The following is a 25107-nucleotide window of genomic DNA, read 5'->3' on the forward strand; positions in this document are numbered from 1 at the left end:
ACTTTTCATCTTTTCATTTGAGTCGTTATCTGCTGTGCTCATATACTTAGGAGTATACTAAGTATTTCTGACAACCTCATGGAGTTGATATGAATATTTATCCATATCCATAAAAGTTGTAACTGTGAATGTTATTATGTGTTTCAAGTTTGATTAATGGAATTAAATTATTTTAGTTATCATAATTTTCGTAAGATAAATGTATTAATCTCAAAAGTCATATTTACATGTTGGATTTCATATTCTGATTTAATATGAGATTCAATATAAACTTCCCTGTTTAAACCTGAAGATTAATTAGTGATGATTAAATGTCGAGCTATAAGTTATCATTTTTATATAATTTCTTCTACATATCTTAATGGAGAGTGTTCTATTGAAGAAGAGATTAATCATTGTGGGCAGTAAAGTTCATGATATCGGTTATCGTCCATTTCTGTTAGGCATTGCCGAATCACTAGAAATCGAGCGTTTTTATGCAGAAAACATTTTCATCCAAAATATGCAAGCAATCGAGGTTCTAATTGACACAAGTGAAAATAAGCTAAGAGGCTTCATCAAAATTATTAAAGAAAAGAAACCGAGTGGAGCTATAGTTGATAGAATCGATATACATGATTATGAGGGAAATGTGATGAATATTGAGTCATACTATAGATATCTTACTGCCATGCAATTAGTGAAAATAGCTGATATAGGTGTTCAAATGTTAGATAAACAAGACATTATGATTAAAAAGCAAGACTTAATGCTTAAAAAACAAGATTTAATGCTTGAAAAACAGGATTTAATGATCGAAAAACAAGATTTAATTATTGAGAAGCAAGATTTTATGCTCAAAAAGCAGGATGTAATGCTTGAGAAGCAAGATTTGATGATTAAAAAACAAGATGATTTACTTGGAAAGCAAGATCAAATAGTTACTGAGCTCAGAAATCTGAGAGATGACTTAAAGTCATTTCTAAATGAAAGATTACTAAAATTGGAGATGGAAATTGCAAAGATAAAAGCCAAAATAGGATTATAACAATTTATAAAGCATCTTAAAATTCAGTAGATTTTGTGAAATTTATTTACAGTCTATATATTAGCTGATTGTTCATTGTTTCGTAACCAAGCTTTTCAAGACTTTTAAAAATGTCCTTGTTTCTTTTATCTACAATCTTGATCTTCTCAGCTTTATGGAATTTTGCAAGTTCTTCAATTCTCTTCAATATTTTCTCCCATTCGTCCTCTTCAATTTTCCTTGGGATGTTGAATTCCTTTATTATGAAAGTTTTATTTTTCCTAATCCATTTTCGGGTTTATGAAGCCTATGAAATTATAGTTCATCAGTATGCTTACTTGCCATCGCATACTCTTCTTTTGGAAGTATTCAATTTTAAATGTATAGCCGAATAATTCTTCAAGCCACTTCCTGTCCCTTATAAGATTGTCCATTGGAGTTAATAATGAAATGAATTCTTCCCTCCTCTTTTCGCCTATTTTCTCTAGATCTTCAATTTTAATCCATTGATTTTTCTTTACGCCTTCAATCTTTAACTCTCTTTATTTCTTCCTCCTCTAATTCCTTCAAGATTTTCTCTGTCTCTTTAATCTTATATCCAATCCAGTAGGCGATGTGACTTGAAGGTGATATTCCAAAGGCTGAAACAGTCTTCAACACTAGCCATCTTGTCGCTTCATCCTCTTCGACTTTTCTAGATCTATTTGTGGGTGAAGTATATTTAATAGACTATAGTGGGGCATTTGAAACATTCCTAACTCTCTCTTCGCAATAGCTATTTTACCCATATAGAATAATGCTCTAAGCTTAGTGTAAGAGAAGTCTTTTATGCTTACTGTACCCCTCTCCTTGATTTTCTCAATTATATCTTGAAGCTCCCTCATGGACTGCTTATTTACCGCTCTCTGAATCCATCCTCTCCTGAAAACACGTTGAACTGCTTGATAATAATAGGATAGTTCATCAATTGGAACTATATGTAATGCTTGCCTCATTAACACAAATTCTATTAGCCTTTTATCCTCATATAAGAGTTCATCTAGGAATTTTGGTTTGAAATCATCAATTCGATTCCATAAAGTCAAGTATTGTGCTTGCATGATAACTGGCAGAGGATCATACTGTACACCTGCAATATCTCTGACAACTTCAACGACTTCCTTTCTCCCTTTACCTTTAAAGCTTGGGGGGCCTCTGTTTTCAACTACTATCCTTCTAGCCTCATCGATAGATAGGTTTTCTAAGGTCAATATTAATCACAATACTGTGATGATTATCTTTCGATAATATTTCTATTGTGACTTGATAGACGATTTTATGGCTGGCAGTACTACCAGTTACTGAAGAGTTAGTGAAATATAAAGCGAAGCAGCCTCCTTCACCTATAATCACATTTCATGTGTTATTTAACTAGAAATATTTATGATAGTTGAATGAATATTTAATTGGTGTTATGGATTGTCTGAACAATTAGTTCTCATGATTGCTGCAATTATAATTTTTTCATACCTACTTAAATACTACTTTGAGGAAAGACGGAGAGAGGAAGCCCTATTAGCTGATATTAAAGCTAAATTACTACCGGTTTTAACTAGAAATTTAAGTTCAATTTCTTCCCTATTGAGAGATGAAGAAAAATTGTTGAAAGAGAAGACTAGGCTTGAAGAAATCTTTAGTAAAGACTTAAGTAAAGCGTTATTCGTAGATTTCAAACAGCATTTTTATGATGTTGGCTCAAGATTAAGTGACTTTAGAAAGGAATTAATTAAATTTGATGAAGCAATTCTAAGTGATAAAGTGAGTTTAGATGAATTGAAAAATAAGATGAATAATTTGAGGAGTGAAGCTGACCAACTATTAGAGCAAATAGAGAAGTTAAAAGATGTTAAAAAGCTTCCTCCAAGGAGATTTAGTCTAAGATAATTTTTTTCTTAACATTGTTTAAATCAAATTATTTTTCATCTCCTTTCTTGCTTTCTCCAATATTTCCTCGACATATGATGTTTTTAGCTCAGTATATTTGGCTGGGTTTAATCCAGCTTGTAGGCTCCACTTCTTCTTTAACTCATAATATCTCTTGGTTTCCTCAGGATGCTTTCTAAGATAATCTCGAAAAAGCAGCTTGTCTCTATGTTCTTTACTACCGTGAAATGTTATGTGAATGTGTATATGTAATTCTTTTCCTTTATATTTGTATGGCCCTGAAACAAAGAGTCTTTCTGGAGGAGTGCCACCGCCAGGATTATACTTTAATCCTTCAGCTTCTAGTAGCTTAACTATTTCTTCCATGTACTCCTTCCTAGTAATTATTAAGACGTCAACTACTCCCTTCCCTCCAAGTCCTGGAACAGCTGTACTCCCAATATGCTCTACTTCAATTTCATAAGGGATTTGGTTCAGTAGAAAATCTTTTATATTATCAAATATTTTTGGAGCTTCATTATTATATGGTACTATTTTTACAGCTAAACTTCGATTTTCATCAGTCATTTAATTCATGCTGTTAATTTCTAAACTTTAAATTTTTCTACTTATCTCCTAGAAAGACCTTACAATTTTAAAATAGCTCACGTAATATATGCAATGCTAAATTGAATCCTATAAAATTCAATTAGTACTATAGTCCATATTGTAGTGCATTGTAAAGTCTGTCAAGAAGAATAATGTGGATAGTTGAAGATTCAGGAAAAATGAATAGGACTATAACTCTGACATATATTGTTTCAGAACTAGTAAATGAAGCCGATATTTTAACACTACAAGACTCGAGAGTATTAGATACTCTCAAAATATTTAATGAACACACTAGTTACGTCTAGAAATGAAAATATAATTCATGTCCAATCTGAAATATTAAGCGAAACATAGACACCAGCAAATTAAGAAAATAAAATTCACTTATCCATACACATGACTGAAATAAAAAGGTAACAAGGTTATACCATTACCCTAACAGCAAAATTTATGAAATAAAAAATCAATTTAATCAAACAGCCAAGGGGCCGCCGTCGTTCAGCCAGGTCAAGGATACGGGCCTCTCGAGCGGTTTAAAGTGTTTGGGGCACGGGGATAGCCCGGGACCCGGGTTCAAATCCCGGCGGCGGCACTATTTTCCTACTTCTAGATTGAAGTTGAGGTGTATGATGGTCGTTATTGTTTTAAGATTGTTTGTGTAGTCTTTTTTGAATAATTTCTCCTTTGAGGTGTTGTTTATGGGTGTTGATGTTTTAGGTAGAGTGTTGGAGGAGGCTTTCCTTCTTAATCATAGGAGGATGCTTGTTATTTGTGGTGATGATAATTTTAGGCTTGCTTCTTCTGCTAGGGATTTCTTGGCTGAGGCTTGTAGGGTGATTTCGCGTTTTAGAGGTAGAGTTAATGTTTTGTATGCTTATCATTCTTTTTATGATGATGCTTTGGAGAGATTGGGTGTTATTGAGGGTTTTAAGGGTGAGTTTGAGGGTGAAGTTGACTTTCAGGCTATTAGCTTTAAGCGTACTGATACGGTTTTAGGCTTAACTTTTGATGTTGTTGTTTTGGATTTATTGAATGATTTTAATCCTAATGATGTTGGTAGGTTGACTGGTCTTGTTAGGGGTGGAGGTTTAATTGTTTTTTTGACTCCTTCTCTCGATTCTTGGCCTAGTGTTATTAGTAGGTTTAAGATTGAACTTGCAACTATTCAGTATCCAATTTCAACTGTTAGAACTATTTTTATTAGGCGTATTATTGGTAAGCTTTTTGAGCATGATGGTATTGCAGTTTATAGTTCTGATGAGGGGAGATATGTTAAGTCCTTTACTTTACTGGCTGGTAGATACGCTTCTTCTACTGTTAAGCGTTCTATTAAGATTCCTAGGAAGAGTGTATTTCCTAGGAGGGCTTTTCGTTTAGCTTTGACTCAAGATCAAGTTGAAGTTTTAAAGTTGTTTGAAAATTTGGTTGATAGGCCTAGAGGTAGATTGGCTATAGTTATAACTGCTGATAGAGGTAGGGGTAAGTCCTGTTCTGTTGGTATTGGCTTAGTTCTCTTGGGTAGGGCTATTAGCTTTAAGAAGATGCCTGTTAAAATTTTAGTTACTGCTCCTAGTTTGCTTAATGTTCAACCTTTAATGGAGCTTGCATTGAAGACTTTTAAGTATCTTGGATATAAAGAGGTTAATGTTCTTCGTAGAGATAATTTTATTGTCAGGATTGAAACTAGACCTGTAATTATCGAGTATAGGGAGCCTCTTGATGCCATTACTAGGAGGGCTGATTTAATTGCAGTTGATGAAGCTGCAGGTATTCATGTACCAATGCTATATGAAATTTGGAGGCGTTTTAGACGCTTAGTTTTCTCTTCTACAATTCATGGATATGAAGGTGCTGGTAGAGGTTTTTCTGTTCGTTTCCTTAAGGCCTTGAAGGATGATCCTGAAACTAGGGTTATAGAGTATGAAATGACTGAGCCTATTAGATATGCTAAAAATGATCCTATTGAGAAATGGCTCTTCGACGCTTTAATGCTTGATGCTGAGCCTGCTGAAATTGATAATCAAGATTTAAAGTTTATTGAGAGTTTGGATTTAAGTTATGTTAAGCCTGACTTAGAGTCCTTGTTTTTGAAGGAGGATGAATTGTTGAAGCAATTTATTGGTATTTATGTTCTTGCTCATTATAGAAATCAGCCTAAGGACTTGGCTATGATGGCTGATGCTCCTCATCATACTATTCGCATGCTTATGACTCCGACTGGAAAGGTGGTTTGTAGTATTCAGCTTGCTGAAGAGGGTCCTATTCCTGAAAGGATTGGTAGTGAACTTTTAATTGGAGCTAGAATTCAAGGTAACATTATTCCAGACCGCTTTATCAAGCATTTTAGGACTACTGATTTCGGAAGATTTGTTGGCTGGAGAATTATACGTATAGCCACTCATATTAACTTGATGGGCAGGGGTATTGGCTCGTTAATGCTTAGAAGAGTTTGTGAGGAGGCAAGGGAGAAGGGCTATGATTGGATTGGAGCTGGATTTGGTGTTTCTGAGAGGTTGCTTAAATTTTGGATTAAAAATGACTTTATACCTATTCACATTAGTCCTGACAGGAATCCTATTAGTGGTGAGTTTACAGTTATAGTTATCAAGCCTCTTAGCAATGAAGTTTTAAGTTTTATTATGGAGGCTAATTGCGAGTTTAGGAGGAGACTTATTAATTCTCTCTTCGACACTTATCGTGATCTTGAGCCTGAAATTGCCTATTTACTGCTTAAGTCTTGGGGGCTCCCTGTAGTTGAGGGTTATTCTCCTCAGCTTTCACGTGTTCAGATTGAGAGGTTGAGGATTTATGCTTGGGGTCCAATGACCCTTGAAGGTGTTGTTGACGGTGTCTTTGAATTGGCTAAATGTTATTTCTATGATGTTGAAGATAGGAGGCCTAAGTTGACTTATATTCAAGAGTTAATGTTGATTTCTAAGATTCTTCAAGCTAGATCTTGGCGTAATGTAAGCGACCTACTTAATATTCCTCCACCTATATTGATGACTGAGATGAGGATTATTACTAGAATTTTGCTTGAGCATTATTGTAATGTTTCACCCTTAACTGGATATGAGGAGTTTAACTAGTTTTTGCTTGGATATAATAGTGCATTGAAAAGCATTTTGAAGGTTCCTGGTGTTTGACATCTAAATTGTACTGGTGTTCCGAATAGTATTACTCTTCCCTTACCCTTTTGTATGTCTACTATGGCTGCAAGGTTGTATAGGTGTTTATCTCCATGTATATATCCGCTTAATAGTGGATTTGTCGGTGGATATTTTGCTACTACATATTTTTCTTGACATTTGAAGGCTGGACTATTCACGAATAATACTGCTGCATCTATTGGCATTCCATATCCTATTGGATGATTATTGTTTACTATTGCTCTTAGTATTGCTCCTGGCACATAGAATTCATCTTCACTTAATCCTTCTAGTGCATTGCTTACTGGTATCCACATTTTCTTTATTGGTAGCATGCAGCTTTGATTTAGAGTTATTAATATTCCTCCATTAACTATGAAGTTGTTTAGTTTTTCTATTCCTATTTCACCTATTCCTCCACAGTATTCTGGTGGATAGTCTTCTTCACTTCTACCGTTAATTATATTTTCAAGTTTTTGGCTTGGAATTATGATTACATCGAATTTCTCATTTAATTTTCCTCTTCTAATGTCTATGTCATGTATTGTTTGGTATGGGTAGCCGAATTTTTCTAGTATAAATCTAGTCCATCCTTCATCTGCTATTGGGAACCAGCTTTGATAGATTCCTATTCTTGGCATTTTAACTTCTATTAATTCACTTGTTGGAATTTCATTTAGTGCATATACTTTTATTGGTAATTCTCTTATTAATTGCAGAATTCTTTCTCTAACTTTATTGTCCCCTATTACTATGAAGGTTCCTGCTGGCAATTCTTCTCCATTTATCTTTATTGTCTTTACTGTTCTTTTCACTTTGAATTTCTCTTTGAGTAGGGTTGCAACTAACTTGTATGAGGCGTTTGATTTAGGTGTGAATGCATAGTATTTTGCATTTCCTTCTCCCACTATTTCTCCACTGGGCATTTTCACTTCTTTTACTTCTTCCACTTCAGCTTCAAACTTCTTATTCACTGTTACTACTTTTACGTCCATTAATAGTGGCAGTGTCCATGCTGTTAAGTCATATGGTTTTGTTTCCTTTAATTCTGGATATTTCTGTACTTCTAGTAATGTCTTTGCGAAGCATCCATATGGCTGCGCGTAATATATTATGTAGGTTCCCTTCGGATATTTTATTCCCTCTGCTTCAAATTCACTTTTAGCTCTATGGATTCTTACATCCCCTGTTTTCAAGATGTCTAGTAGCCAGTATGTGTTGTATAGGTCTCTTTGACCTGGTGGTATTAGGAATGCATATGGACCTTTTTCTGGATTTAATGCCTTCTTGAATATTTGTAGTGTATTGTATAGCCATATTTCCCTATATTTTGCTGCATTTCTCAGGCATGCCATTACTGCTATTAACTCGTAATCAATAATGTCCCTCAATGTCCATTTTCCTCCTAGCCATGGATTTGGATTATTCCATCTTTGCAACTTAGGGTCGAAGCCTCTTCTCTCTTCAAGTTCCTCCTTTTTTATCTCGATAGGTGTAGCTATCTTTACACTTGCAGCTTCTGATAGTATTCTTACTCCTCCATGGTAATGTTGATATGCTCTAGCAGGAGTCCATGCATCAAAGATGGTGTGGCATGCAACTCCCTTCTTTCCTCTACCTATAAGTTCATTTGCCATGGAGGAGCCTAGAAAAACTATTTCTTGCTGTAAAATCGGATCTACATTCGGGTCTATTGGATCTATGTAGGGTGGAAGCCAGAATCTAGCTCCATATGATCCCATTTGATGTAGATCATACACTATTTGTGGATGCCAACGATTATGAATTTTCTCTACTGCTAGTCTTGTTTCAATTTGTGTGAACATGAACCAGTCTCTATTATTGTCATGGCCTACATATTTATGGTACATGTAGGGTGGACGTGACCCTTCATATTTTGTTCCAAGGGTCTTCTTATACCATTCTACAACCTTAATTATTCCATCTGGATTTAATGATGGAACCAATAGGAAAATTACATTTTCAAGTATTTCCTTTACTTCTTCTGAATCCTCTGTTGCCAGCTTATATAGAAGCTCCATGGACATTTGACTTGCAGCTATTTCAGTTGAATGAATGCTACATGTTACAAGAACTATTGTTTTCCCTTCTTCAATAAGCTTCTCTGCCTCTCCTTCACTTAATCCCTCAGGATTATGAAGCCTCATTTGAATTCTACGATATTTCTCTAAGTTTCTAAGATTTTCTGGGGATGATATGGTTGCAAGTATAAACTCATTTCCTTCAGTGGTTAATCCTAGAACCTCTACTTTCACCCTGTCTGAGAGCTCTCCAACCTTCTTGAAGTATTCAACTATTTGATTCCAATTTGCTAGTTTCCTATCTTCACCTATTTTAAACCCTAAAAATTCTTCAGGCTTAGGAATTACATTTTTATTCATGTTTTAATCTAGGATTAAACCATGTAATTAACCTTTACATAATCTCCTCTACTTTAGAATCTACCTTGTTATTCCACTGTTCCAATTTAACTCTACCAAGAGTCTAAATTCCAATTATGGTCTATTCATTCTGTTAAATAATATGTGTGTTTTTATAGGGGCTGAAGTGAAGATGATTCAATGACATTACAAAATATTTAGGTTACTTATGTTAAGGTATTGTGAGGTGGCCCTTTATTGGATGATGCTAGGAGTGGGAAGATAGTTGTTGTTTCCCATTGTATTCTCAATGTTCACTCCTTAGAGGATGGATTGGCTATTCATCCAGGGCTTGAGGAGGATGTTGTTAAGGTTTTACTGGAGGAGGGTGTAGGCATATTTCAACTTCCATGCCTGGGAATGCATATATTTGGAATTTTCCGTAAACCTCTGCCTAAGGATCCGTATGAGCATTCAAGTGTTAGAGATAAGTATAGGGGTATTGCTAAGGCTGTTACTGAGCAGTTATTATGGTTTAAGAGGAAGGGTTATGAAATTGTAGCTGTTCTTGGAGCTGAGGGTAGTCCTGCTTGTGGAATTAGTAGAATTGGAAGATGGAAGGATCCTATTAAGAAGGGTAGTTTTCCAGATGATGTTATTTTCATTGAGGGTATGGTGTCTTTATGGAGGAGTTCAAAGGGGTTTTAGAGGTAAATAATATTTATCCAGCTTGGATTGGTATTCCAGGAAAATCTATTAGGTCTATCGATCCAAATGCCTTTAGAATGGTTATTGATATGCTTAAGTCTATTCTTTAGATTTTCTTATTTTAACTTTTGTTGAGTTGAATATTGGGCCTCCACCTATTTTCTGTGTTGTACTTGGCATTAGTATGTTTAGTGGTTTTCCATTTAGATCGTTTAATAGTTTCGGGGTCCATAGGATTTTAGGTGGAATTCTATCTGTAACTATTGCCTTTACCCTTATTCCTCCTAGTTCATTGTATATTTGAATTATATCTCCTCTATTTATCCCTAGTTTCTCTGCATCCTTACTGTTTATCCATACTATTTTTGGTATTGGTCCATATATGTCTTGGAATTGGGTATGGGTGTAGTAGGGAAGGGCGCTACTTAGGAGTATGAATTCATTTTCGCTTAGATCTATTTGCATTTGTGTTGGCAGTGGGTTTAATCCTATTTCTTCAGCTTTTTTGGAGTAGAATTCTATTTTTCCTGTGGGTGTTTGATACCTATTTCTCGGCCTTGATTTCAGCTTTAATATATCATCTCCCATTAGATCATTGAATGATCCTTTTTCGAAGGCTCCTCTAAATGCCTTTTTAAGTGCATTCCATGGATCCTCATAGATCCATTTCTCCTTTAATCTTAACCTTTTAGCCATTTCCTTCATAACCCATACTTCATCTCTACTTTCTCCTAAGGGTTCTATTGCTTTTCTAGATATTCTTACATATCCATGACTGTAAGATACAACAATATCTTCTTTTTCCAAGTATGTGGTGGCTGGAAGTACAATGTCTGCATAATTGGTTGTTTCTGTCCAATGTGTTTCATGTACTACTACAAATACATCTTTTCGCATTAATCCTCTTCTGAAGGCTCCTTGGTCTGGAAGTGTTGATGCTGGATTCATACAGTAGATGTATATAAACTTAAATTTTCCCATTTCAACTAGTTTGCTTAATGCAACTTGACTGACTGTTCTTATCTTCTTATTTGTAAGGCTTTCTCCAGTTAAATATGAGTTATTTACTAGCCATCCTTGACTGTTGGTGTAGTAGAAGCCTCTATGAAGCCCTAATAATGCTGGGATTAGAGCCACTGCTCTAACTGATTCTGCTCCATAAATGCTTTTTTGAAATCCTAGCCCAATCATTGTTGCACTCGGCTTTCTTTTGCCATAGGCTTCTCCTAATCTTTCAATTGACCTCCATCTTACTCCTGTTACTCCTTCAATTTTACTTGGAGTCCACTTCATAACTTCCTCCTTGAATCTTTCATACCCATAAGTCCATTTTTTAATGAATTTCATGTTTACATAGCCATGTATTATTAGGTATCTGGCAATTCCAAATGCTAATGCTACATCACTCCCAGGCTTTGGTTTAATCCATATGTCTGCATCTCTTGCACTTTCACTTTCTCTCGGATCTATAACTGCGATTACTGCTTTTCTTCTTCTAGCTCTTAGTGCAAGGGCCCATAGGTGAGGTGAGCTTACTCTAGCATTAAACCCCCAGAATACTATTAACTTCATGTTCGGTAGTTCTTCTGGCTGTATTCCATAGGTTAATCCATAGTGCAGTGATATTGCTTCATGCCCTGATCTGCTACATAAACTATAGTCTGTCCTGGTGGCTCCAATAGCATACCAAATTCTCTGTGAGAAGCTTTGTGTTATTAATCCTGAATTCCCACTATATTCTAAGTGAAGTATAGATTGTGCTCCATGATTGCCTATTACCTCTTTAATCTTTTCAGATATTATGCTTAAGGCTTCATTCCATGATGTCTGCTTAAATTTTCTACTAGGTTTATCTCCAACTCTTACATGTGGATTTAAAACTCTATTCTTACTATAGACGCGTTCAAAATCTTTAACTCCTCGGGGACAGAGGAATCCTTGAGTTATAGGGTTATCGAAGCTTCCTCTAATAGAGATTATTCTATTTTCTTCAACTAAAGCTAGAAGAAAACATGTATCATAGCAATCCCTTGGACATACAACTTTAACTTCCTTCACAAGATCACCTGGAGTTATCACGCTGTTAATTTACAATAACAATTTCAATATGATAATTGTAAGTAACATATTATATAGTTTAATCATTATTTTTATTTTATTATGATTTACATTTTGTATATTCTGCGGAGTTTTCTTACGTTAAAAAGTTTCAATTTTAGCTACTATTTCAGCCGTTTTTACTGTTTTAATGCTTAACTACCTCCTTTAATAATGCAATTTTGAAGGCTCTAAAGGCAGATTTAAAGAGTAGTACTTTCTCTTTTAACTAGAGAGAAGCTTATTGATTTGTTGAAGAAAAGCTGATGTTGAATAAAATTAACTCTGTTAGTTTAAGTTTTCTAGTTCAGTTACATTTTCCAGTTCACCATTCTTCTTGATTATAAATGTGTCCTCTTTCTTCACTTGCCCTAGTTTACTCATCATTAGTGGAGAGTGTATGAATGCTAATGCCATTCCTCCTTTTGCTTCCATAAGTCTGTCTCTTGGTAGTATTGTTGTTATTGGCTTCTCTTCTATTTGTAAGCCTACTCCATGCGTGTAGCCTACTACTCTATAGTCGATCAAATTATATCTAGCATATATTCTGTCTAGTTCTTTAATTACATTCATGAATTTTATACCTGGCTTAGTTAGTTCTACTGCTAGATTGAAGGTTTCATTCATACATTTTATGGCTTTTCTCGCTAATTCACTTGGCGATCCAATATGAATTGTACGTGACATGTTAGCATAGTATCGATTATAATCTGCACCTATAATCAAGGTGACGAAGACTCCTTTTTTCGCGATATTGTCTCTAAGTGGTTCTGAATGTACTCTTGGATGAGGTCCTATATTGACATATACGTGTGGTTCTTCACATCCCTCTTTGTATAGGTTCATGTATGCTTCAGCTGCTATTTCTGTTTCTGAAACTCCCTCCTTTACAATGGACAATAATTTTTCCATAACTCTAGTTGCAATTGAGCCTGCCTTACGAATACAATTCAATTCGTATTCATCTTTTATTAATCTCATTTCAGTGATTATTGGGCTAACATCAACAATTTTTACTTGAGGGTTGAGCTTCTTGAATACTTCATAGAATAATATGTAAGCATCTCTTTCTAATCCAAATTCTAGGCCCACAAATCTATAGTTGCTTTCTCTAATGGTTCTAGAGACTTTTCCCATTAATTCTCCACCATCAGTGTATGTGGCAATGTTTTTGATTCCAGTTTTCTCTATGAAGCCTTCTTCTTCTCCTCGAGCTATGAAAGCTAATGGTTCACCTTTAGATGGAATTAGTAGTGCCGGCCTCAACCACTTTACTCCAGTAAAGTAAATGAAGCTTGAGAGTGTTCTGAGCATCACAGCGTCAATGTTGTTTTCTCTCAATTTTTCTTGGAATTTAGATAACCTTCTTTCTAAAACTTTCCTTGGAAATCTCATTTTTATCATTCATTATTTACTCTTAGCTGACTATTAACATTCACTATCAAACACTTAGCTTTCATTACGCATAACCGTTTTATGATAAGCGTTGACATACTAGTGGTGTAGGTAAGGGTTATGGTTATGTTCAATAGTGAATGGCTTGGTAGAGCTGAAATTAGCTTGAAGAAAGCTGTAGCTGGAAGCTTTAAGTCATGGACTATAACGTACATTGTTGGAAAATATGGAATTGACGATAAGGGCAACATTCTCATTGTTCAAAGAGATGTCTCTGACATGCAGATCCCTCAATTTATCTCCCCTAAGGAATCTGGATATGTAACTGTTAAGACTACTGGTAATGCAAAGTTGAAGGCTAAATTTTATAGTAGATTCTTTATTCGCCCTTGGCGTAGTGGAATATTTATTCAGGTTTATGATGGTGCTTTGCGTGAGGGTGATAAGGTTATAGTGACCTTTGGAGATAAAGTTGAGGGTAGTCCTGGATTTAGAGTTCAAACTTTTCGTGAGAAAAGGCATGTTTTCAGAGTTTTGGTTGACCCTTTTGGTACTGGTAAGTTTATGGATATTAAGTCTTCTCCTTTAATGAAAATTATTGGTGGGCCGGCTGAGAAGCTTGAAGTAATTGCTCCTTCAATTGTTAAGGTTGAAGAGAGCCTTCATATACTTGTAAGGGCTTTAGATAGGTGGGCAGTGACATAATATGTTGCTTTTGTAGCATTTAAATACCTTTTGTTGCATCATAAGGTTTAAATCAGGGTATTACCCCAATATTATTGATGAGTGAGATAGTGCTATCAGTACCGTTCAAATATGAAAAATCCAGCAAAGTACTTAAGGTACTCGAAGATTTCAGAGACATGATAAATTTCTGTGTTGAGAAAGCACTAGAGAGTAATGTTACCTCTTTTGCAAGGCTTAGAAAACTAGTGTACTATGAGTTCAAGGCTAAGTGGTCTAATTATGCTTCTCACTATTGTCATTCTGCTGTTAGAGTAGCAACTTCTATGTTAAAGTCATGGCGTAATAGGTGTCGTAAGGGTTTAGCAGACTTGAATAGGCCGCCAAGGGCTAAGAAGTTGTTCATGAGGCTTGATGACCACATAGCGAGGTTTAGGGGCAGTAAGGTTATCATCACGACAGCTCCGAGAAGATACATTGAACTGAGACTCGTGATAGGTGATTATCAACAGAAGTTTATTGATGCTTGGAGGAAAGGTGAATTTAGAGTTGGGGAGATAATAGTAAATGAGAAGTATGTACTCATACCATTTAGAAAAACTATTGATTTAACTAAACCTGATGAGTGGATAGCTCTCGACATGAACGAGATGAACATCACAGGAGTGAGCACAAATCCACACGTATATCGCTGGAACACATCTGAATTACGTAGAATCCACTGGATCTACCATGAGATAATGCGAAGAATTCAGGCTATCAAGGGAAAGAGGAGGAAGAGACTACTAGAAAAGTACTCCAGAAGGCTTAGGAATAGGGTAAGGGATCTATGCCACAAGGTCTCTAGGACTATTGTGGAAGAGGCTATGAAGATGAAAGCAGGGATCATAATGGAGGATCTAAGGGGGATAAAAAGAAGAAACAGAGGAAAGCGTATGAATAGAAGGCTAAATAACTTTTGGTGTGTTAGGAGAATTCAATTCCACATAGACTACAAGGCTAGACTAATAGGACTACCAGTCCATTACGTGAATCCTATGGGCACCAGTACCCTATGCCCAATATGTGACAGCAGGCTAGTGTCAAAATGGTATAGGGTACTGAAGTGCCCAAAGTGTAATTTAGAAGGCGATAGAGATATCATCGCATGTCTGAACATCCTCAAGATGTGGGGAGCCTCCATTCCCCCTGAACGCCCTCCCATGATAAGAGGAGGGAAGGCTATCCGCTACAAAAGAAACAAATATTATGAAGGCAACGGATAGTCAGAACGGTAGAAGAGATGTAATGACAATTCCTCATGTTGGAGGTAGACCAGCAAACTTTGACTTTTATGATCCAAATTTTATTCATGTCATAGAAATTTATTCTCAACACGGTTTATTCGAATGGTTTGCTAGAGAAGCCCTTGATAGAGGTTTAGAGGTTGGCTTTATAGCTGGTAGTGATGATCATACTGGTAGACCTGGACTAACTTATCCAACGGAAGAGCTTAATATTGGGGAGCCCTTCGGTGTTAAGGGTGGATTAACTGGTGTTTTTGCTAGAGATTTAACTAGAGAGTCTATTTGGGAGGCATTAAAGAATAGAAGGTGTTATGCAACAACTGGTGATAGAATCATTCTCTTCTTTACTGCTGACGGCCACTTTATGGGTGAAAAGTATAATGTTGAGAGCCCTCCAAGACTTAGTTTAAGAGTTATTGGGACTAGTGGTATTCAAGAAGTTGAGTTGAGGAGAGGCTCATCTACACTTTACACCTTCATAGTTCCATCGAGAGGCTCTAAGCGCTTTTTAAAGATTGAGTGGAGTGGTCTTAAAACTAAATTCAGATCTAAAAGGACTGTTTGGGATGGGAGGCTAACTTTAAGTGAGGGGAGAATTTTAAATGCTCTTCCATTTGCCTTTGATCGATTAGATGAGGGTATAACTTCTATTTCTGATAGAAGTGTTTCATGGAAGTCTACTAGTTATGGTGATCCTGATGGAGTAATTTTAGAGTTAGATGCACCTCAAGATGCAACTCTCACATTTAACTCTACTCAGGGAACTTTTACTATCAAATTGAAGGAGGTTGAAAACAAGATTAAGACGATAAAGTTTGGCCCTGTAGATAAAATGGTTAGAATAGTTCCACTATATGATTCGAGAAATATAGTTGAAGTCAACTTTACCTATGTTGACTATGGAGTTAAGCATGGTTTAAATCCATATTGGATTAAGGTGGTTCAGTGGAATGGTGAAATTGCTTGGAGTAGCCCTATCTTCGTAAAGTATTTTAAATCTACATGAACTCTTAAGAGGTAATATTACTTTCTTCTTTGCTTGGAAATGGATTTCCAAATTTCTCTAAACTGGCAATTTCGCTTAGCTTTTTCCTTCTTCTAAATAAGTGTAGAATTTTCCCCATGAAATCCATTTTCTCCCTTGGATAACCTATGGTTAATAGTGCTACTACTTTGAATCTGTCTGGAATGTTTAGAAGTTTCTTTACCTGTTCTTCATTGAAGCTTCCAATCCAGCATGTACCAAGCCCCTCTGCAGTAGCTGTTAGAACCATGTTTTCCATGGCTATAGCTGTATCAACTATATGCCATTTGGGCGATGCTTTCTTATCTCCACAACCAACAATTACTATTGGAGCTTCAGCTATAAAGCCTGCAAATCGACCAGTCTTAGCAATCCTTCTTCTTGTTTCTGGATTTGTTACAACTATGAAGTGCCATGGCTGAATGTTTGCAGCTGAGGGTGCTAGACGTGCAGCCTCTAGTATTTTCCTAATTTTTTCCTCTGGAATTTCCTTCGATTCATATGCTCTAATAGATCTTCTTCTTAGAATTGCTTCGAAAACCTCCATTTCTCCCTCCCTCATAAAAGTTGGTTATTGATGTTTCAATTATCAAAGAACTTTAATATTAAAATCTATATATGGGTGTATGCGGTGATATGATTATGGCAACCTTTACCTTCTTTATATTTTTCAAGTATAAGAAGGACTTAAAGCCAGAGGATTTTGAGAGAGCTAGAAAGCATTGGAGATCCTTTGTTAAGAAGTGGCCGTTAAACGTGGTTTTAGCAGGGGTCTACACTCATGCTTGGGGAACACCCTATAATGGCATTCTAGTAATTGAATGTGACAATCTTGAAGATTACCATGAATTTTGGCATTACTTCAGAGATGAAACAAGATGGTATATAGGTGAAGTGAAAACAGTAATAGCCCATAAAGTGGAATTAGAAAAGTAGTGTTTCAAGAATTTTTTATTTTATTAATTTTAAACATATTTCACATTTAGATTTCATACCCTTCTTAGATACAATCCATTTCATCAATGTCCACATTATCTCTCTAAGTTCACGTCCTTCATCAGTAAGGGTGTATTCAACTCTAGGAGGAATTTCAGGATAAACTTTCCTCTTAATTATTCCTATGGCTTCAAGCTCTCTTAATCTACTGGTTAGAGCCTTTGGAGTAATACCTGGAATTTTTTTCATAATTTCAACAAACCTTAACTTCCCATGATTACCAATAACAGTAATTATTTGTAACGCCCACTTCTTACCAACAGCATCAATGATTTTTTCAAGAAAGCTTAAGCACTCTCTTTCGCTTCTACATTCCAATCTTACTCACCACTTATATACTCAGTATACTAGTGTAAACTGTCCAATATAAATGCTTCAAAATCAAACTACTTATCTGGAGGAATAAAAATGTGTTGTTGCTGTAAGAAACCTGCACCAACTGATCCATGTCCATGTGGATCTGGAAAGAAATACAAAGACTGCTGTGGAAAGAAAACCTGTAAATAACTCCCCTTCATTTTTATTTTTTCTTAGTAGTTGCCCGATACCTTTGAGTTTTCTTTATTCTCATTCACATATGTGGAGTTGGAAATATCAATGGTACTTCTCTCCTATTAAGACATTTATTTTAACAGGCAATGATGTCATTGTCAATTTGTTGACATTATAATTCTTTAACATAATGCTTAAATAATTTTTTAATGCTAGATTTAAATAATACTAGTAGTATGGTGGTCTATATGGTTAAGAGAAAGAGGAAAAGAGAGACAACTTCTATTAAAATTGATCCTGAATTATGGAAGAAAGTCAAAATAGAAGCCATAAAGAGGGATATGAAGATCTATGAATTAGTTGAACTCGCCTTGAAGCATGAATTAGGAATTAAAGAGGAAGAAAATGAATTCATGGGCCTCTAAAGATATTCCAATAATTTTACGTAACGTGTTCTTAATTTATTTAACTAGATTCCTAGCACTATTAGCTTATTCTTCGATAAAATGGTATTTACCGATACTAATTGCTGAGAAGCTTGGAATAATAGAGTTAGGTTTAATTTATGGTATTACAAATCTACCTAACTTATTTATGTTTGCTGGGGGAGTAGTTGCTGACACGATTGGTGTAAAAATTTTTACGATTATAATTCCACTAATTACTTCAATTTCATTAGTTTCATTATACTTCAGTTTTAATTGGAGTTCATTACTCTTGTCGTTACTTGCAGTCAATATGCTAAACTTGGAAGGGCCAGCGTTAATATCACTTTTAACAAGATCTGTTGAAGAAAGACATCTTGGTAAATTCATATCTCTATCAAGAACAGTGATTTTGGTGGCTGTGACAGTTGCTCCTATTTTCTCTTCCTTAATTTTAAGTTGCTTTTCTTTCAAAAATTTCATTATCATTCATGTTGTGATGTTTATAACTATAGTTTTGTTAAGATTGTTTTTAGTGGAGATGGAAGAGCAAATTGAAGATCATAGAGGCTCTCTAGCAATTATACTCTGTAAATTGAAAGAAAATTTCTCCTATATACCAGTAGGCCTAAAGGAATATTCAGTAATAGTGATATTGAATTCATTAAGCTTTATCACCTTATCGTTAATTGAACCATACGCAAGATACTACTTTATAGATATGTTGAGAATAGAGTTAACAGTTATAGGTTTATTATCAACAGTAGGTAATATACTTCAAATTGTATTCCAACCGATAGGTGGATTAATATTAGATAGGTATGGTGAAAGATTAGCTTTAATAACAGATTTCTCAACTAAATGCTTAACCATTATATTATTCATTCTTTTTATACCTATTAACAAAGTATTGGCAGTAGCAATTTACCATGCAAAGTCGATGACAAATTTTGCTTCATCAGCCTATATGACGTATATTGGAAAGCATCTACCTAAAGAACGTATAGCCCTTTTCATGGGAAGTTTAGGTAGCTTAGTATCCCTTCTAGCTTTATTTACACCTATGATAGCTTCATATATATGGAAGTTGAATTTGAACTATTCATTCCTGCTATGCATATTAGGATACATGTCTTTAACGGCATTAAGCATTAAACTTAGAGGTCATCAACAACTTGACGGTAAATCTGATGATACTTAAAATTCTTAAACCTTCTAGTTGCAGAAAAAGTCATTGTCGGATGAGTAAGAAGTGATCATAGAAATATTAATCTCAGAAGAGGAATTTGTCAAGGAGTTAAATGAGTTTAAATGCTTTTATTAGAGATATAAGATCAGTTATTTGAATGCTTTAATTATTTTTTCACCAGTAATTTCTATAGCCTTTCTTATTTTTTCCTTCTCGATCCAGTATGATTCTAGAATTATGTGTTCACAACCTGCCTCTACATATCTAGCAATTTTATCTATACACTCATCAACAGTGCCATAAATAATGGTTTTTTCAGCTAAGTCGTCTGGTACTTTCATAGCTAGTTCATCCCATAGCTTTCTATTCAATATTATTTGATGGGTTCTTAGTCCAGGATGGTCTAGAAATCTTCCAGCTGTCCACAGTATATCTGGATAGTTTGCCAGGTAGTGTTTAGCTACATTAATTAGTTTATTAAAAGTTTTGTCATCTGTTTCAAAGGGATAGTAGATTACTCCTAGACATGGTTCGAAACATTCCTTGCTCCTATCAAATTTTTCCATTAGACTATAGATTTTCCTTAATGTTGTCTCATAGGTTTCTGGAGTATGTGACTCTGGAAGCCATCCATCAGCTAGCTTAGCTGTTAACTCCAGCATTTTTGGTCCATAGGATGCTATGTATAGGGGAATCTTGCTTCTAGGTTTTAGTGGTGATGATGCCCTTTGAAGCTTAAAGAATTTTCCATTATAATAGGCAGGCTTTTCTTTTGAAGCACTCCATAAGAGTCTAATAACCCTTATGCCTTCCTCTAATCTCTCCCTCAATTTATTCATTTTAATACCATATGGAATTTGACATAGTCCTCCCCCTGCACCTAAACCCAATACAACTCTTCCTGGAGCTAGGTGTGATAGGGTTGCAAAGGCGTGGGCGTGAACCATTGGATGTCTCCTAAGAACATCAGTGACCATTGATCCAATAATCATTTCTTTCGAGTTTGATGCGATTAAAGTTAAGGTTACATAGTGTTCAAGGATGCTTGCACTTGGTGCTTGATAATCGGGGCACCATACTCCGTCTAATCCTGAGATTTCACAAAGTTTGACTTCCTCAATTAGCTTCTTAGGGTCATCTAGATTGAATAAAGCCCAACTAAACTTCATAATATAGATTTAGTGTAGTGAATTATATGTAGGTTATTTTCACATGGACAACTGTAATTCTAACTATAATTGAAGGTTTGATATCCGTATTGTTTTTACTTCGCTTATTTTTTCAAAGTGTTTTTCTTCATCTAATATTATGACCGGAGTTTCTTTTTCATTACTTAAACGTAGTGATAATGCTGATGCTGATAGGTCACCCCATGGTATTCCTCTATACTTTGATTTTAATTTTCCAAGTTCAATTGTTGTTTTTTCATCTTGAATGACCTTTAGAGTTGCATATGCTGCTCTAATCACATCTTCTGGTTTTATGTCTCTGACTAAGAGTTTCGGATTCTCTCTTCTTATTCTATTGATAATCATGTATGCTTCAGATAGATTGTTTGGATGAATATAGATTTCAATTTCTCCTTTTTCGTGCTTTAATACAGCTAACCTAGCAATGTTAGCTCCTTTCTCTTTAGTGAATAAGAGTAGGAATGGACCTGTATCAAATACGAAGCGCTTCACCTTTATTTCCTCCGATATTCTAGCTCAGAGATTCTCTCCTCCTCAACTTCAACTTCCCTCTCCCTCTCTTCAAGTAATAGCTCTGTTGCCTTTGCTTCTCCTAGGAAGCCGAATAGTTCACTCAGTCTTGGAGCCCTCTCAATTATAAGCCTAGTCTCATCTAAAGGTTTAATGATAACTTCTACTCCTTTTTTAAAGCCATACTTCTCTCTAATCTCCTTGGGAATTACTATTTGACCTTTAACGGATATCTTGGTCTTGAACTCCATATTAACACCAAAGTCATATTCAACATAATAGATATAAATCTTACGTTTAACGTTAAACGTAAGATTACTTACATTGATTTCTCTTTAAACTCTACGTGTGCTCGTGTAAAATTAGGTAAACACTGTAGTATTACTATTGTATGGATAAAGTTTGTCTTAACATTTAAAACATAAATTAAAAAATAAAATTGGGTTATGCAAGTTTATTCAGCGGGATTTAATGTGTAGTAGCCATTATACTTTATGTCACTGGTGTTTTCCTGAGGATTTCCTACACCTATACTATACCATCCTTCATAGGGTGGATACATAGATACCTCTGCATAGCCGTTGTAGCGCTCATAGTAGTAGAAGTGTCCGTAAGCCCAGTATATTAATCCAAGATATATCGGCTGTGATGCTGGCTTCCAGTTGCATACAATATCTACACGTTGTCCTGTTAGTAAATAGTGATATCCGTGAGCGTTTACATATCTTGGACTTACAGTTCCGGATATTGGAAATGTACCTGTTTCTTGTTGAGGTCTAACTTTAGATACGATATATTTCTGGTCATTAACCGTTATTTCACCGAGTTTCTTGATAAAAACTAATTTTTGGGCTGGAGGAGTCTTGGTCATTATGCATTTAATTAGTTTTTGAGGCTTGGCTAGGTGGTAGACATCTCCAATTTTCACCTTCGATAAACCATGTACCTTTACTACTTTTACTATGAAGTAGTCGTTGTTTTCTCCTATTATTTGAAACTCGAAACCTGTGTAACCCTCAGGCCAATTACTGTTTTTCCGTATACCTAGAGCCTTCATTATTTTTTCGAGGTCTAGGTGATTGTCGTGGGTGAATGTGTTTGATGAGAAAGCGGTAGCATTGTATGTATTCGAAATTATGAGTAGTAGGATTGCAGTTATGGCTACGAGAAGTGAAGTTTTCTTTTCTTCCTTTAACATGATCTTCACCTGAAGCTTTGGATTGTGTGAAAAAGCTCTTAAAAATTATGTGAAATGTATTTCACGATAACTTGAAATGCTTTTTCACACACTAATAGCTTGGTGGTGGTTGTTTGAAGAGAGATTTCATGTTGATTATGGTTATAATTTTAGTTGCGTTTGGATTGGCGTACTTGTCCTATAATTCTGGACTTTATCTGCCTTCTCAACCAGAGGTAATTAAGCTTAAAATAATCAATTACACTGAGGCAGGGAGAGTCTTTGGGGTTAGGATTGTGTCTCAAAATGCTACTCATATTGTGATAGAGGTGAAGGGGATTTTACAACGACGGGAGGTCAGTAACATTGTTGAGTTAAGCCCAGAAGACTATCAATACACCATAGTCTACTTGAACAATTCAGTCTATGTGTTTGGTAGAGTGGAAATTAAAGACTTGCCTCCTAGGTCGTGGTATTATGTGAAGGTTGCTTTTCCGTTGAGATTTAGTGTCAAGCCGTATGTGATTTTGACTGGAGCGTTAAAGTATGGTGAAACATGCCATCTAGAGGGTCCATATGACTCTGAGGCCTTTCCTGTGTATTTGGGTTATTTCTGGTGTGTCATTTATACGACTGATGATGGGGTGATTGCGTTTACATTTATGGCCATGGCTCCCTCAAGCTAAATTAATCTATTATTTTATTGAATAATCTAAATGGATGGAATTTGAAATGGAGGTAGATGTTAAGAAATTGTTTATAAGTGCCATGCTATTTGCGTCTATCTTCACTTTGATTAGTAAGTTGCTTACGCCTACACCTATTCAGATAATTGTTAGTGGTGAGGAGAAGCCTATAGTTGTAAGGGAGCTTGTAAGTTATACTATCACTGACGTGATTATAATTATGTTTTCTTCAATTCTGGTTTGTATAAGTTCTTTCTACATGATTTTCTCCGGTCTTCTTGAGGGGAAGAGTGGTCTTAGTGGTTTAGATTTCTTTGATTGGGATGTTAAGTTTGCATTACGTTTGTTGGATGGTGATCAGAAGAGGGTTTTTAGCTTAATTGTTGAGGCTGATGAAGGAATTTTACAGAGTGAGTTGGTTAGGAGGACTGGTTTTTCTAGGGCGAAGATTACCCGTATTCTTAATGAATTGGAGTTTAAGGGTCTTATTATTAGACAGAGATATGGTATGACTAATAAGGTTAAGGTTAATAGGAATATGAGGTTTATTGATTCTAAAACCAATCGTAAACCTTAATTTTTGGTTTATATTTTGTTTTCTTCTTTCTAGTTTTTATGTATAGTATGAGGAGGATTACTATTAGTGTTATGTTGATTGGTGTTATGATTTCTAGTTTTTGATTCGGATTTAATTTTAAGATTAGATTTGTTATTGTGTTTTCAATATTTAATATGCCTGCTTGTATGAGATTGACTTCAATTATAATGTAGGTTAAAATTATGATTAAAATGCTTATAATGGTTATTTTATTTTTATTACTCATTTTACTCGTCCTAATTTAGTTTTTATAGTTATGTTATTTAAGGGGGTTGGAGGTTATTTTATTTGGTGTTTAGATGTCTTCATTGGATGATTTGAAGAGGAAGTTTATTAATCTTCATAGAATGTATTTGGAGCCTAATAATTGGATTATTGCAGCCTTCTATGCTGATTCTGATGTTAACAGATTGAATAAAATTCTTTATGATAGGTGGGTTAAGGCTGATATGCATGGAATTCCATTAGATTATGCCTCTGAGAAGGAGCTTTTATTTCTGATTAAGAAGGTTAATAGTTATGCTAGTCTTAGTCCCACTCTTGTTATGAGACAGTGGGTTGCTGGTGGAGGTTTCCCTAAGCCTAGTAAGGGTTTAAGTTTTCTTCGTTTTCTTAAAAGATTGTTTTTGGGTGGGAGATAGCTTATTTAGATTGCATAGGAGCCTTCTTAAACTCTCTTTATCTTCTTCTTAGTCTTGGATTTAATATTTCATCCATTGCATATCCTATGAATATGAATGCTAGCACTAATAATAGTATGCATACTCCAGGTGGAACTACATACCACCATAGTCCTCCTGCTATTGCTCCATGGCCACTGGCATAGTGGAGTATCATTCCCCAACTTGTATGATGGGGGTCTCCTAGGCCTAGGAAGCTTAGTCCTGCTTCTGATAGTATTGCCCCTGAAATCCCTAGTATCATGTTTGCAAATATTAATGGTAGTACATTTGGGAATATGTGGCTGAACATTATTCTTGCATCTCCTGCTCCAACTGCCTTTGCAAATTCTACGAATGGCCTTTCTTTTAGAGATAGTACTTGGGATCTTACTAGTCTTGCTGTTCCCGGCCATGTTGTTATTGCTATTACTATTATTATGTTGTTTATGCTTGTTCCAAGCATGGCTGCTAACACTATCATTAAGACTATGCTCGGTATCACTAGAAATGCATCTGTTATTCTCATTAATATGTCATCTATTACTCCACCATAGTATCCTGAAATAATTCCTACTAGTCCTCCCATGGAGGCGCTTAGTAGTGCTGCGAAGAATCCTATTAGCAGTGACACTCTTGTTCCATATATTACTAGGCTGAATAAGTCTCTTCCAAGTTCATCTGTTCCAAATAGATGTTTTATGCTTGGTGGTGAGAATGGTGGTGAAATTGCATATTCCCATTCACCGTAGGGTGCTATGTATGGTGCAAATATTGATATGAATATGAAAATTAATAGTATTGATAATCCTGCCATTCCAAACTTATTGCCTCTGTATAGGAGCCAGAATCCCATTATCTTTCTTTTCCACGCATACAATATTCTTCTATATTTTATTAGGATTGGTACTGGTTTTACTGATGCTATCATTCTCGTCTCC

31 protein-coding genes, 1 tRNA gene and 1 pseudogene are annotated in these 25107 nt (G+C 35.4%); 17 read left to right on the forward strand and 16 right to left on the reverse strand.

Going from position 1 to position 25107, the window contains the following annotated elements:
* The first annotated feature begins 376 nt into the window (after positions 1-376).
* Positions 377-1027, forward strand: a complete 651-nt coding sequence (locus ACW8TM_RS08715) for an acylphosphatase (protein ID WP_491532903.1) — start codon at positions 377-379, stop codon at positions 1025-1027.
* Between the two features lie 46 nt (positions 1028-1073).
* Here the strand turns inward: ACW8TM_RS08715 and ACW8TM_RS08720 are convergent, their stop codons facing one another.
* The 4 genes from ACW8TM_RS08720 to ACW8TM_RS08735 form a co-directional block, all read right to left on the reverse strand.
* The gene (locus tag ACW8TM_RS08720; protein WP_491532904.1) at positions 1074-1214 is read right to left on the reverse strand and encodes a hypothetical protein; all 141 of its coding nucleotides are present in this window, start codon (positions 1212-1214) and stop codon (positions 1074-1076) included.
* A gap of 73 nt (positions 1215-1287) precedes the next feature.
* Positions 1288-1440 (reverse strand): hypothetical protein, encoded by a 153-nt coding sequence (locus tag ACW8TM_RS08725; protein ID WP_491532905.1) that lies wholly within the window; start codon positions 1438-1440, stop codon positions 1288-1290.
* Between the two features lie 91 nt (positions 1441-1531).
* Positions 1532-1663 (reverse strand): hypothetical protein, encoded by a 132-nt coding sequence (locus ACW8TM_RS08730; protein ID WP_491532906.1) that lies wholly within the window; start codon positions 1661-1663, stop codon positions 1532-1534.
* Between the two features lie 2 nt (positions 1664-1665).
* Positions 1666-2256, reverse strand: coding sequence for a DNA glycosylase AlkZ-like family protein (locus ACW8TM_RS08735; protein ID WP_491532907.1), 591 nt, complete (start codon positions 2254-2256; stop codon positions 1666-1668).
* A 208-nt stretch (positions 2257-2464) separates the two neighbouring features.
* Between ACW8TM_RS08735 and ACW8TM_RS08740 the strand changes: the two genes are divergently transcribed.
* Positions 2465-2929 (forward strand): hypothetical protein, encoded by a 465-nt coding sequence (locus ACW8TM_RS08740; RefSeq protein ID WP_491532908.1) that lies wholly within the window; start codon positions 2465-2467, stop codon positions 2927-2929.
* An 18-nt stretch (positions 2930-2947) separates the two neighbouring features.
* Here the strand turns inward: ACW8TM_RS08740 and ACW8TM_RS08745 are convergent, their stop codons facing one another.
* A complete protein-coding gene (locus ACW8TM_RS08745) occupies positions 2948-3496 on the reverse strand; it encodes a GrpB family protein (RefSeq protein WP_491532909.1) in 549 nt (182 codons plus the stop codon).
* 173 nt (positions 3497-3669) lie between these two features.
* On the opposite strand from ACW8TM_RS08745, the gene ACW8TM_RS08750 reads away from it, so the two are divergent.
* The 3 genes from ACW8TM_RS08750 (at position 3670) to ACW8TM_RS08760 (ending at position 6609) form a co-directional block, all read left to right on the forward strand.
* A complete protein-coding gene (locus ACW8TM_RS08750; protein ID WP_491532910.1) occupies positions 3670-3825 on the forward strand; it encodes a hypothetical protein in 156 nt (51 codons plus the stop codon).
* Between the two features lie 182 nt (positions 3826-4007).
* Positions 4008-4112 (forward strand) — tRNA-Glu (locus ACW8TM_RS08755).
* A 106-nt stretch (positions 4113-4218) separates the two neighbouring features.
* Positions 4219-6609, forward strand: coding sequence for a tRNA(Met) cytidine acetyltransferase TmcA (locus ACW8TM_RS08760; RefSeq protein WP_491532911.1), 2391 nt, complete (start codon positions 4219-4221; stop codon positions 6607-6609).
* Here ACW8TM_RS08760 and ACW8TM_RS08765 read toward each other — a convergent pair.
* Positions 6606-9071, reverse strand: a complete 2466-nt coding sequence (locus tag ACW8TM_RS08765) for a M14 family metallopeptidase (RefSeq protein WP_491532912.1) — start codon at positions 9069-9071, stop codon at positions 6606-6608. The two genes, ACW8TM_RS08760 and ACW8TM_RS08765, sit on opposite strands and share 4 nt — an antisense overlap.
* Before the next feature lie 237 nt (positions 9072-9308).
* Here ACW8TM_RS08765 and ACW8TM_RS08770 point away from each other — a divergent pair, with 237 nt between their 5' ends.
* Both ACW8TM_RS08770 and ACW8TM_RS08775 read left to right on the forward strand, forming a co-directional pair.
* Positions 9309-9758: a hypothetical protein gene (locus tag ACW8TM_RS08770; protein ID WP_491532913.1), complete on the forward strand. Its 450-nt coding sequence runs from the start codon at positions 9309-9311 to the stop codon at positions 9756-9758.
* Positions 9734-9868 (forward strand): hypothetical protein, encoded by a 135-nt coding sequence (locus ACW8TM_RS08775; RefSeq protein ID WP_491532914.1) that lies wholly within the window; start codon positions 9734-9736, stop codon positions 9866-9868. Before ACW8TM_RS08770 ends, ACW8TM_RS08775 begins: the two co-directional genes overlap by 25 nt.
* Here the strand turns inward: ACW8TM_RS08775 and ACW8TM_RS08780 are convergent.
* Both ACW8TM_RS08780 and ACW8TM_RS08785 read right to left on the reverse strand, forming a co-directional pair.
* Positions 9858-11816 (reverse strand): molybdopterin-dependent oxidoreductase, encoded by a 1959-nt coding sequence (locus ACW8TM_RS08780; RefSeq protein WP_491532915.1) that lies wholly within the window; start codon positions 11814-11816, stop codon positions 9858-9860. The genes ACW8TM_RS08775 and ACW8TM_RS08780 overlap by 11 nt on opposite strands.
* 327 nt (positions 11817-12143) lie before the next feature.
* Complete coding sequence (locus ACW8TM_RS08785) at positions 12144-13250, reverse strand: M24 family metallopeptidase (RefSeq protein WP_491532916.1); 1107 nt, start codon at positions 13248-13250, stop codon at positions 12144-12146.
* 120 nt (positions 13251-13370) lie between these two features.
* Between ACW8TM_RS08785 and ACW8TM_RS08790 the strand changes: the two genes are divergently transcribed.
* From ACW8TM_RS08790 to ACW8TM_RS08800, 3 genes are all read left to right on the forward strand, one after another.
* Complete coding sequence (locus ACW8TM_RS08790) at positions 13371-13955, forward strand: hypothetical protein (RefSeq protein WP_491532917.1); 585 nt, start codon at positions 13371-13373, stop codon at positions 13953-13955.
* Positions 13956-14044: 89 nt separating this feature from the next.
* Positions 14045-15199, forward strand: a complete 1155-nt coding sequence (locus ACW8TM_RS08795; RefSeq protein ID WP_491532918.1) for an RNA-guided endonuclease InsQ/TnpB family protein — start codon at positions 14045-14047, stop codon at positions 15197-15199.
* On the forward strand, positions 15183-16226 hold the full coding sequence (locus ACW8TM_RS08800) for a DUF3604 domain-containing protein (protein ID WP_491532919.1): 1044 nt from the start codon (positions 15183-15185) through the stop codon (positions 16224-16226). The genes ACW8TM_RS08795 and ACW8TM_RS08800 overlap by 17 nt, the downstream gene beginning before the upstream one ends.
* Positions 16227-16230: 4 nt before the next feature.
* On the opposite strand, the gene ACW8TM_RS08805 is transcribed toward ACW8TM_RS08800, so the two are convergent.
* Positions 16231-16791, reverse strand: coding sequence for a nitroreductase family protein (locus ACW8TM_RS08805; RefSeq protein WP_491532920.1), 561 nt, complete (start codon positions 16789-16791; stop codon positions 16231-16233).
* A 95-nt stretch (positions 16792-16886) separates the two neighbouring features.
* Here ACW8TM_RS08805 and ACW8TM_RS08810 point away from each other — a divergent pair, with 95 nt between their 5' ends.
* A complete protein-coding gene (locus ACW8TM_RS08810; protein WP_491532921.1) occupies positions 16887-17180 on the forward strand; it encodes a hypothetical protein in 294 nt (97 codons plus the stop codon).
* 15 nt (positions 17181-17195) lie between these two features.
* Here the strand turns inward: ACW8TM_RS08810 and ACW8TM_RS08815 are convergent, their stop codons facing one another.
* Entirely contained in the window at positions 17196-17558 is a 363-nt protein-coding gene (locus ACW8TM_RS08815; protein ID WP_491532922.1) for a winged helix-turn-helix transcriptional regulator, read from the reverse strand.
* Positions 17559-17663: 105 nt separating this feature from the next.
* Between ACW8TM_RS08815 and ACW8TM_RS08820 the strand changes: the two are divergent.
* From ACW8TM_RS08820 to ACW8TM_RS08830, 3 genes and pseudogenes are all read left to right on the forward strand, one after another.
* Positions 17664-17747 (forward strand): annotated as a pseudogene (locus ACW8TM_RS08820) (SEC-C metal-binding domain-containing protein); the annotation flags it as partial.
* Between the two features lie 233 nt (positions 17748-17980).
* A complete protein-coding gene (locus tag ACW8TM_RS08825) occupies positions 17981-18157 on the forward strand; it encodes a hypothetical protein (RefSeq protein WP_491532923.1) in 177 nt (58 codons plus the stop codon).
* Positions 18138-19358 (forward strand): MFS transporter, encoded by a 1221-nt coding sequence (locus ACW8TM_RS08830; protein WP_491532924.1) that lies wholly within the window; start codon positions 18138-18140, stop codon positions 19356-19358. Before ACW8TM_RS08825 ends, ACW8TM_RS08830 begins: the two co-directional genes overlap by 20 nt.
* A gap of 137 nt (positions 19359-19495) precedes the next feature.
* Here ACW8TM_RS08830 and ACW8TM_RS08835 read toward each other — a convergent pair whose 3' ends face one another.
* The 4 genes from ACW8TM_RS08835 to ACW8TM_RS08850 all read right to left on the reverse strand — a co-directional run bounded on the left by ACW8TM_RS08835 (position 19496) and on the right by ACW8TM_RS08850 (position 22244).
* Positions 19496-20515: an LLM class flavin-dependent oxidoreductase gene (locus ACW8TM_RS08835; protein ID WP_491532925.1), complete on the reverse strand. Its 1020-nt coding sequence runs from the start codon at positions 20513-20515 to the stop codon at positions 19496-19498.
* 63 nt (positions 20516-20578) lie between these two features.
* The gene (locus tag ACW8TM_RS08840; protein ID WP_491532926.1) at positions 20579-21028 is read right to left on the reverse strand and encodes a PIN domain-containing protein; all 450 of its coding nucleotides are present in this window, start codon (positions 21026-21028) and stop codon (positions 20579-20581) included.
* 2 nt (positions 21029-21030) lie between these two features.
* Positions 21031-21297: an AbrB/MazE/SpoVT family DNA-binding domain-containing protein gene (locus ACW8TM_RS08845; protein WP_491532927.1), complete on the reverse strand. Its 267-nt coding sequence runs from the start codon at positions 21295-21297 to the stop codon at positions 21031-21033.
* Between the two features lie 203 nt (positions 21298-21500).
* Complete coding sequence (locus tag ACW8TM_RS08850; protein WP_491532928.1) at positions 21501-22244, reverse strand: hypothetical protein; 744 nt, start codon at positions 22242-22244, stop codon at positions 21501-21503.
* A gap of 113 nt (positions 22245-22357) precedes the next feature.
* Between ACW8TM_RS08850 and ACW8TM_RS08855 the strand changes: the two genes are divergently transcribed.
* On the forward strand, positions 22358-22909 hold the full coding sequence (locus ACW8TM_RS08855; RefSeq protein ID WP_491532929.1) for a hypothetical protein: 552 nt from the start codon (positions 22358-22360) through the stop codon (positions 22907-22909).
* A 46-nt stretch (positions 22910-22955) separates the two neighbouring features.
* A complete protein-coding gene (locus tag ACW8TM_RS08860) occupies positions 22956-23486 on the forward strand; it encodes a helix-turn-helix transcriptional regulator (protein WP_491532930.1) in 531 nt (176 codons plus the stop codon).
* Here ACW8TM_RS08860 and ACW8TM_RS08865 read toward each other — a convergent pair.
* The gene (locus ACW8TM_RS08865) at positions 23464-23733 is read right to left on the reverse strand and encodes a hypothetical protein (protein ID WP_491532931.1); all 270 of its coding nucleotides are present in this window, start codon (positions 23731-23733) and stop codon (positions 23464-23466) included. The genes ACW8TM_RS08860 and ACW8TM_RS08865 overlap by 23 nt on opposite strands.
* A 73-nt stretch (positions 23734-23806) precedes the next feature.
* On the opposite strand from ACW8TM_RS08865, the gene ACW8TM_RS08870 reads away from it, so the two are divergent.
* Entirely contained in the window at positions 23807-24148 is a 342-nt protein-coding gene (locus tag ACW8TM_RS08870) for a hypothetical protein (protein WP_491532932.1), read from the forward strand.
* A 37-nt stretch (positions 24149-24185) separates the two neighbouring features.
* Here ACW8TM_RS08870 and ACW8TM_RS08875 read toward each other — a convergent pair whose 3' ends face one another.
* Entirely contained in the window at positions 24186-25097 is a 912-nt protein-coding gene (locus tag ACW8TM_RS08875) for an ABC transporter permease (protein ID WP_491532933.1), read from the reverse strand.
* Positions 25098-25107: the final 10 nt, after the last annotated feature.

Source organism: Candidatus Culexmicrobium sp., assembly GCF_058356305.1.

What these genes read in the sequence shown, in the direction of transcription:
- ACW8TM_RS08785 (WP_491532916.1), bottom strand. Translation starts at nt 13,250, where the DNA reads ATGAGATTTCCAAGGAAAGTTTTAGAAAGAAGGTTATCTAAATTCCAA.
- ACW8TM_RS08765 (WP_491532912.1), bottom strand. Translation starts at nt 9,071, where the DNA reads ATGAATAAAAATGTAATTCCTAAGCCTGAAGAATTTTTAGGGTTTAAA.
- ACW8TM_RS08805 (WP_491532920.1), bottom strand. Translation starts at nt 16,791, where the DNA reads ATGGAGGTTTTCGAAGCAATTCTAAGAAGAAGATCTATTAGAGCATAT.
- ACW8TM_RS08825 (WP_491532923.1), top strand. Translation starts at nt 17,981, where the DNA reads ATGGTTAAGAGAAAGAGGAAAAGAGAGACAACTTCTATTAAAATTGAT.
- ACW8TM_RS08860 (WP_491532930.1), top strand. Translation starts at nt 22,956, where the DNA reads ATGGAGGTAGATGTTAAGAAATTGTTTATAAGTGCCATGCTATTTGCG.
- ACW8TM_RS08745 (WP_491532909.1), bottom strand. Translation starts at nt 3,496, where the DNA reads ATGACTGATGAAAATCGAAGTTTAGCTGTAAAAATAGTACCATATAAT.
- ACW8TM_RS08760 (WP_491532911.1), top strand. Translation starts at nt 4,219, where the DNA reads ATGGGTGTTGATGTTTTAGGTAGAGTGTTGGAGGAGGCTTTCCTTCTT.
- ACW8TM_RS08775 (WP_491532914.1), top strand. Translation starts at nt 9,734, where the DNA reads ATGGAGGAGTTCAAAGGGGTTTTAGAGGTAAATAATATTTATCCAGCT.
- ACW8TM_RS08750 (WP_491532910.1), top strand. Translation starts at nt 3,670, where the DNA reads ATGTGGATAGTTGAAGATTCAGGAAAAATGAATAGGACTATAACTCTG.
- ACW8TM_RS08850 (WP_491532928.1), bottom strand. Translation starts at nt 22,244, where the DNA reads ATGTTAAAGGAAGAAAAGAAAACTTCACTTCTCGTAGCCATAACTGCA.
- ACW8TM_RS08790 (WP_491532917.1), top strand. Translation starts at nt 13,371, where the DNA reads ATGGTTATGTTCAATAGTGAATGGCTTGGTAGAGCTGAAATTAGCTTG.
- ACW8TM_RS08875 (WP_491532933.1), bottom strand. Translation starts at nt 25,097, where the DNA reads ATGATAGCATCAGTAAAACCAGTACCAATCCTAATAAAATATAGAAGA.
- ACW8TM_RS08830 (WP_491532924.1), top strand. Translation starts at nt 18,138, where the DNA reads ATGAATTCATGGGCCTCTAAAGATATTCCAATAATTTTACGTAACGTG.
- ACW8TM_RS08800 (WP_491532919.1), top strand. Translation starts at nt 15,183, where the DNA reads ATGAAGGCAACGGATAGTCAGAACGGTAGAAGAGATGTAATGACAATT.
- ACW8TM_RS08835 (WP_491532925.1), bottom strand. Translation starts at nt 20,515, where the DNA reads ATGAAGTTTAGTTGGGCTTTATTCAATCTAGATGACCCTAAGAAGCTA.
- ACW8TM_RS08725 (WP_491532905.1), bottom strand. Translation starts at nt 1,440, where the DNA reads ATGGACAATCTTATAAGGGACAGGAAGTGGCTTGAAGAATTATTCGGC.
- ACW8TM_RS08870 (WP_491532932.1), top strand. Translation starts at nt 23,807, where the DNA reads ATGTCTTCATTGGATGATTTGAAGAGGAAGTTTATTAATCTTCATAGA.
- ACW8TM_RS08810 (WP_491532921.1), top strand. Translation starts at nt 16,887, where the DNA reads ATGGCAACCTTTACCTTCTTTATATTTTTCAAGTATAAGAAGGACTTA.
- ACW8TM_RS08865 (WP_491532931.1), bottom strand. Translation starts at nt 23,733, where the DNA reads ATGAGTAATAAAAATAAAATAACCATTATAAGCATTTTAATCATAATT.
- ACW8TM_RS08845 (WP_491532927.1), bottom strand. Translation starts at nt 21,297, where the DNA reads ATGGAGTTCAAGACCAAGATATCCGTTAAAGGTCAAATAGTAATTCCC.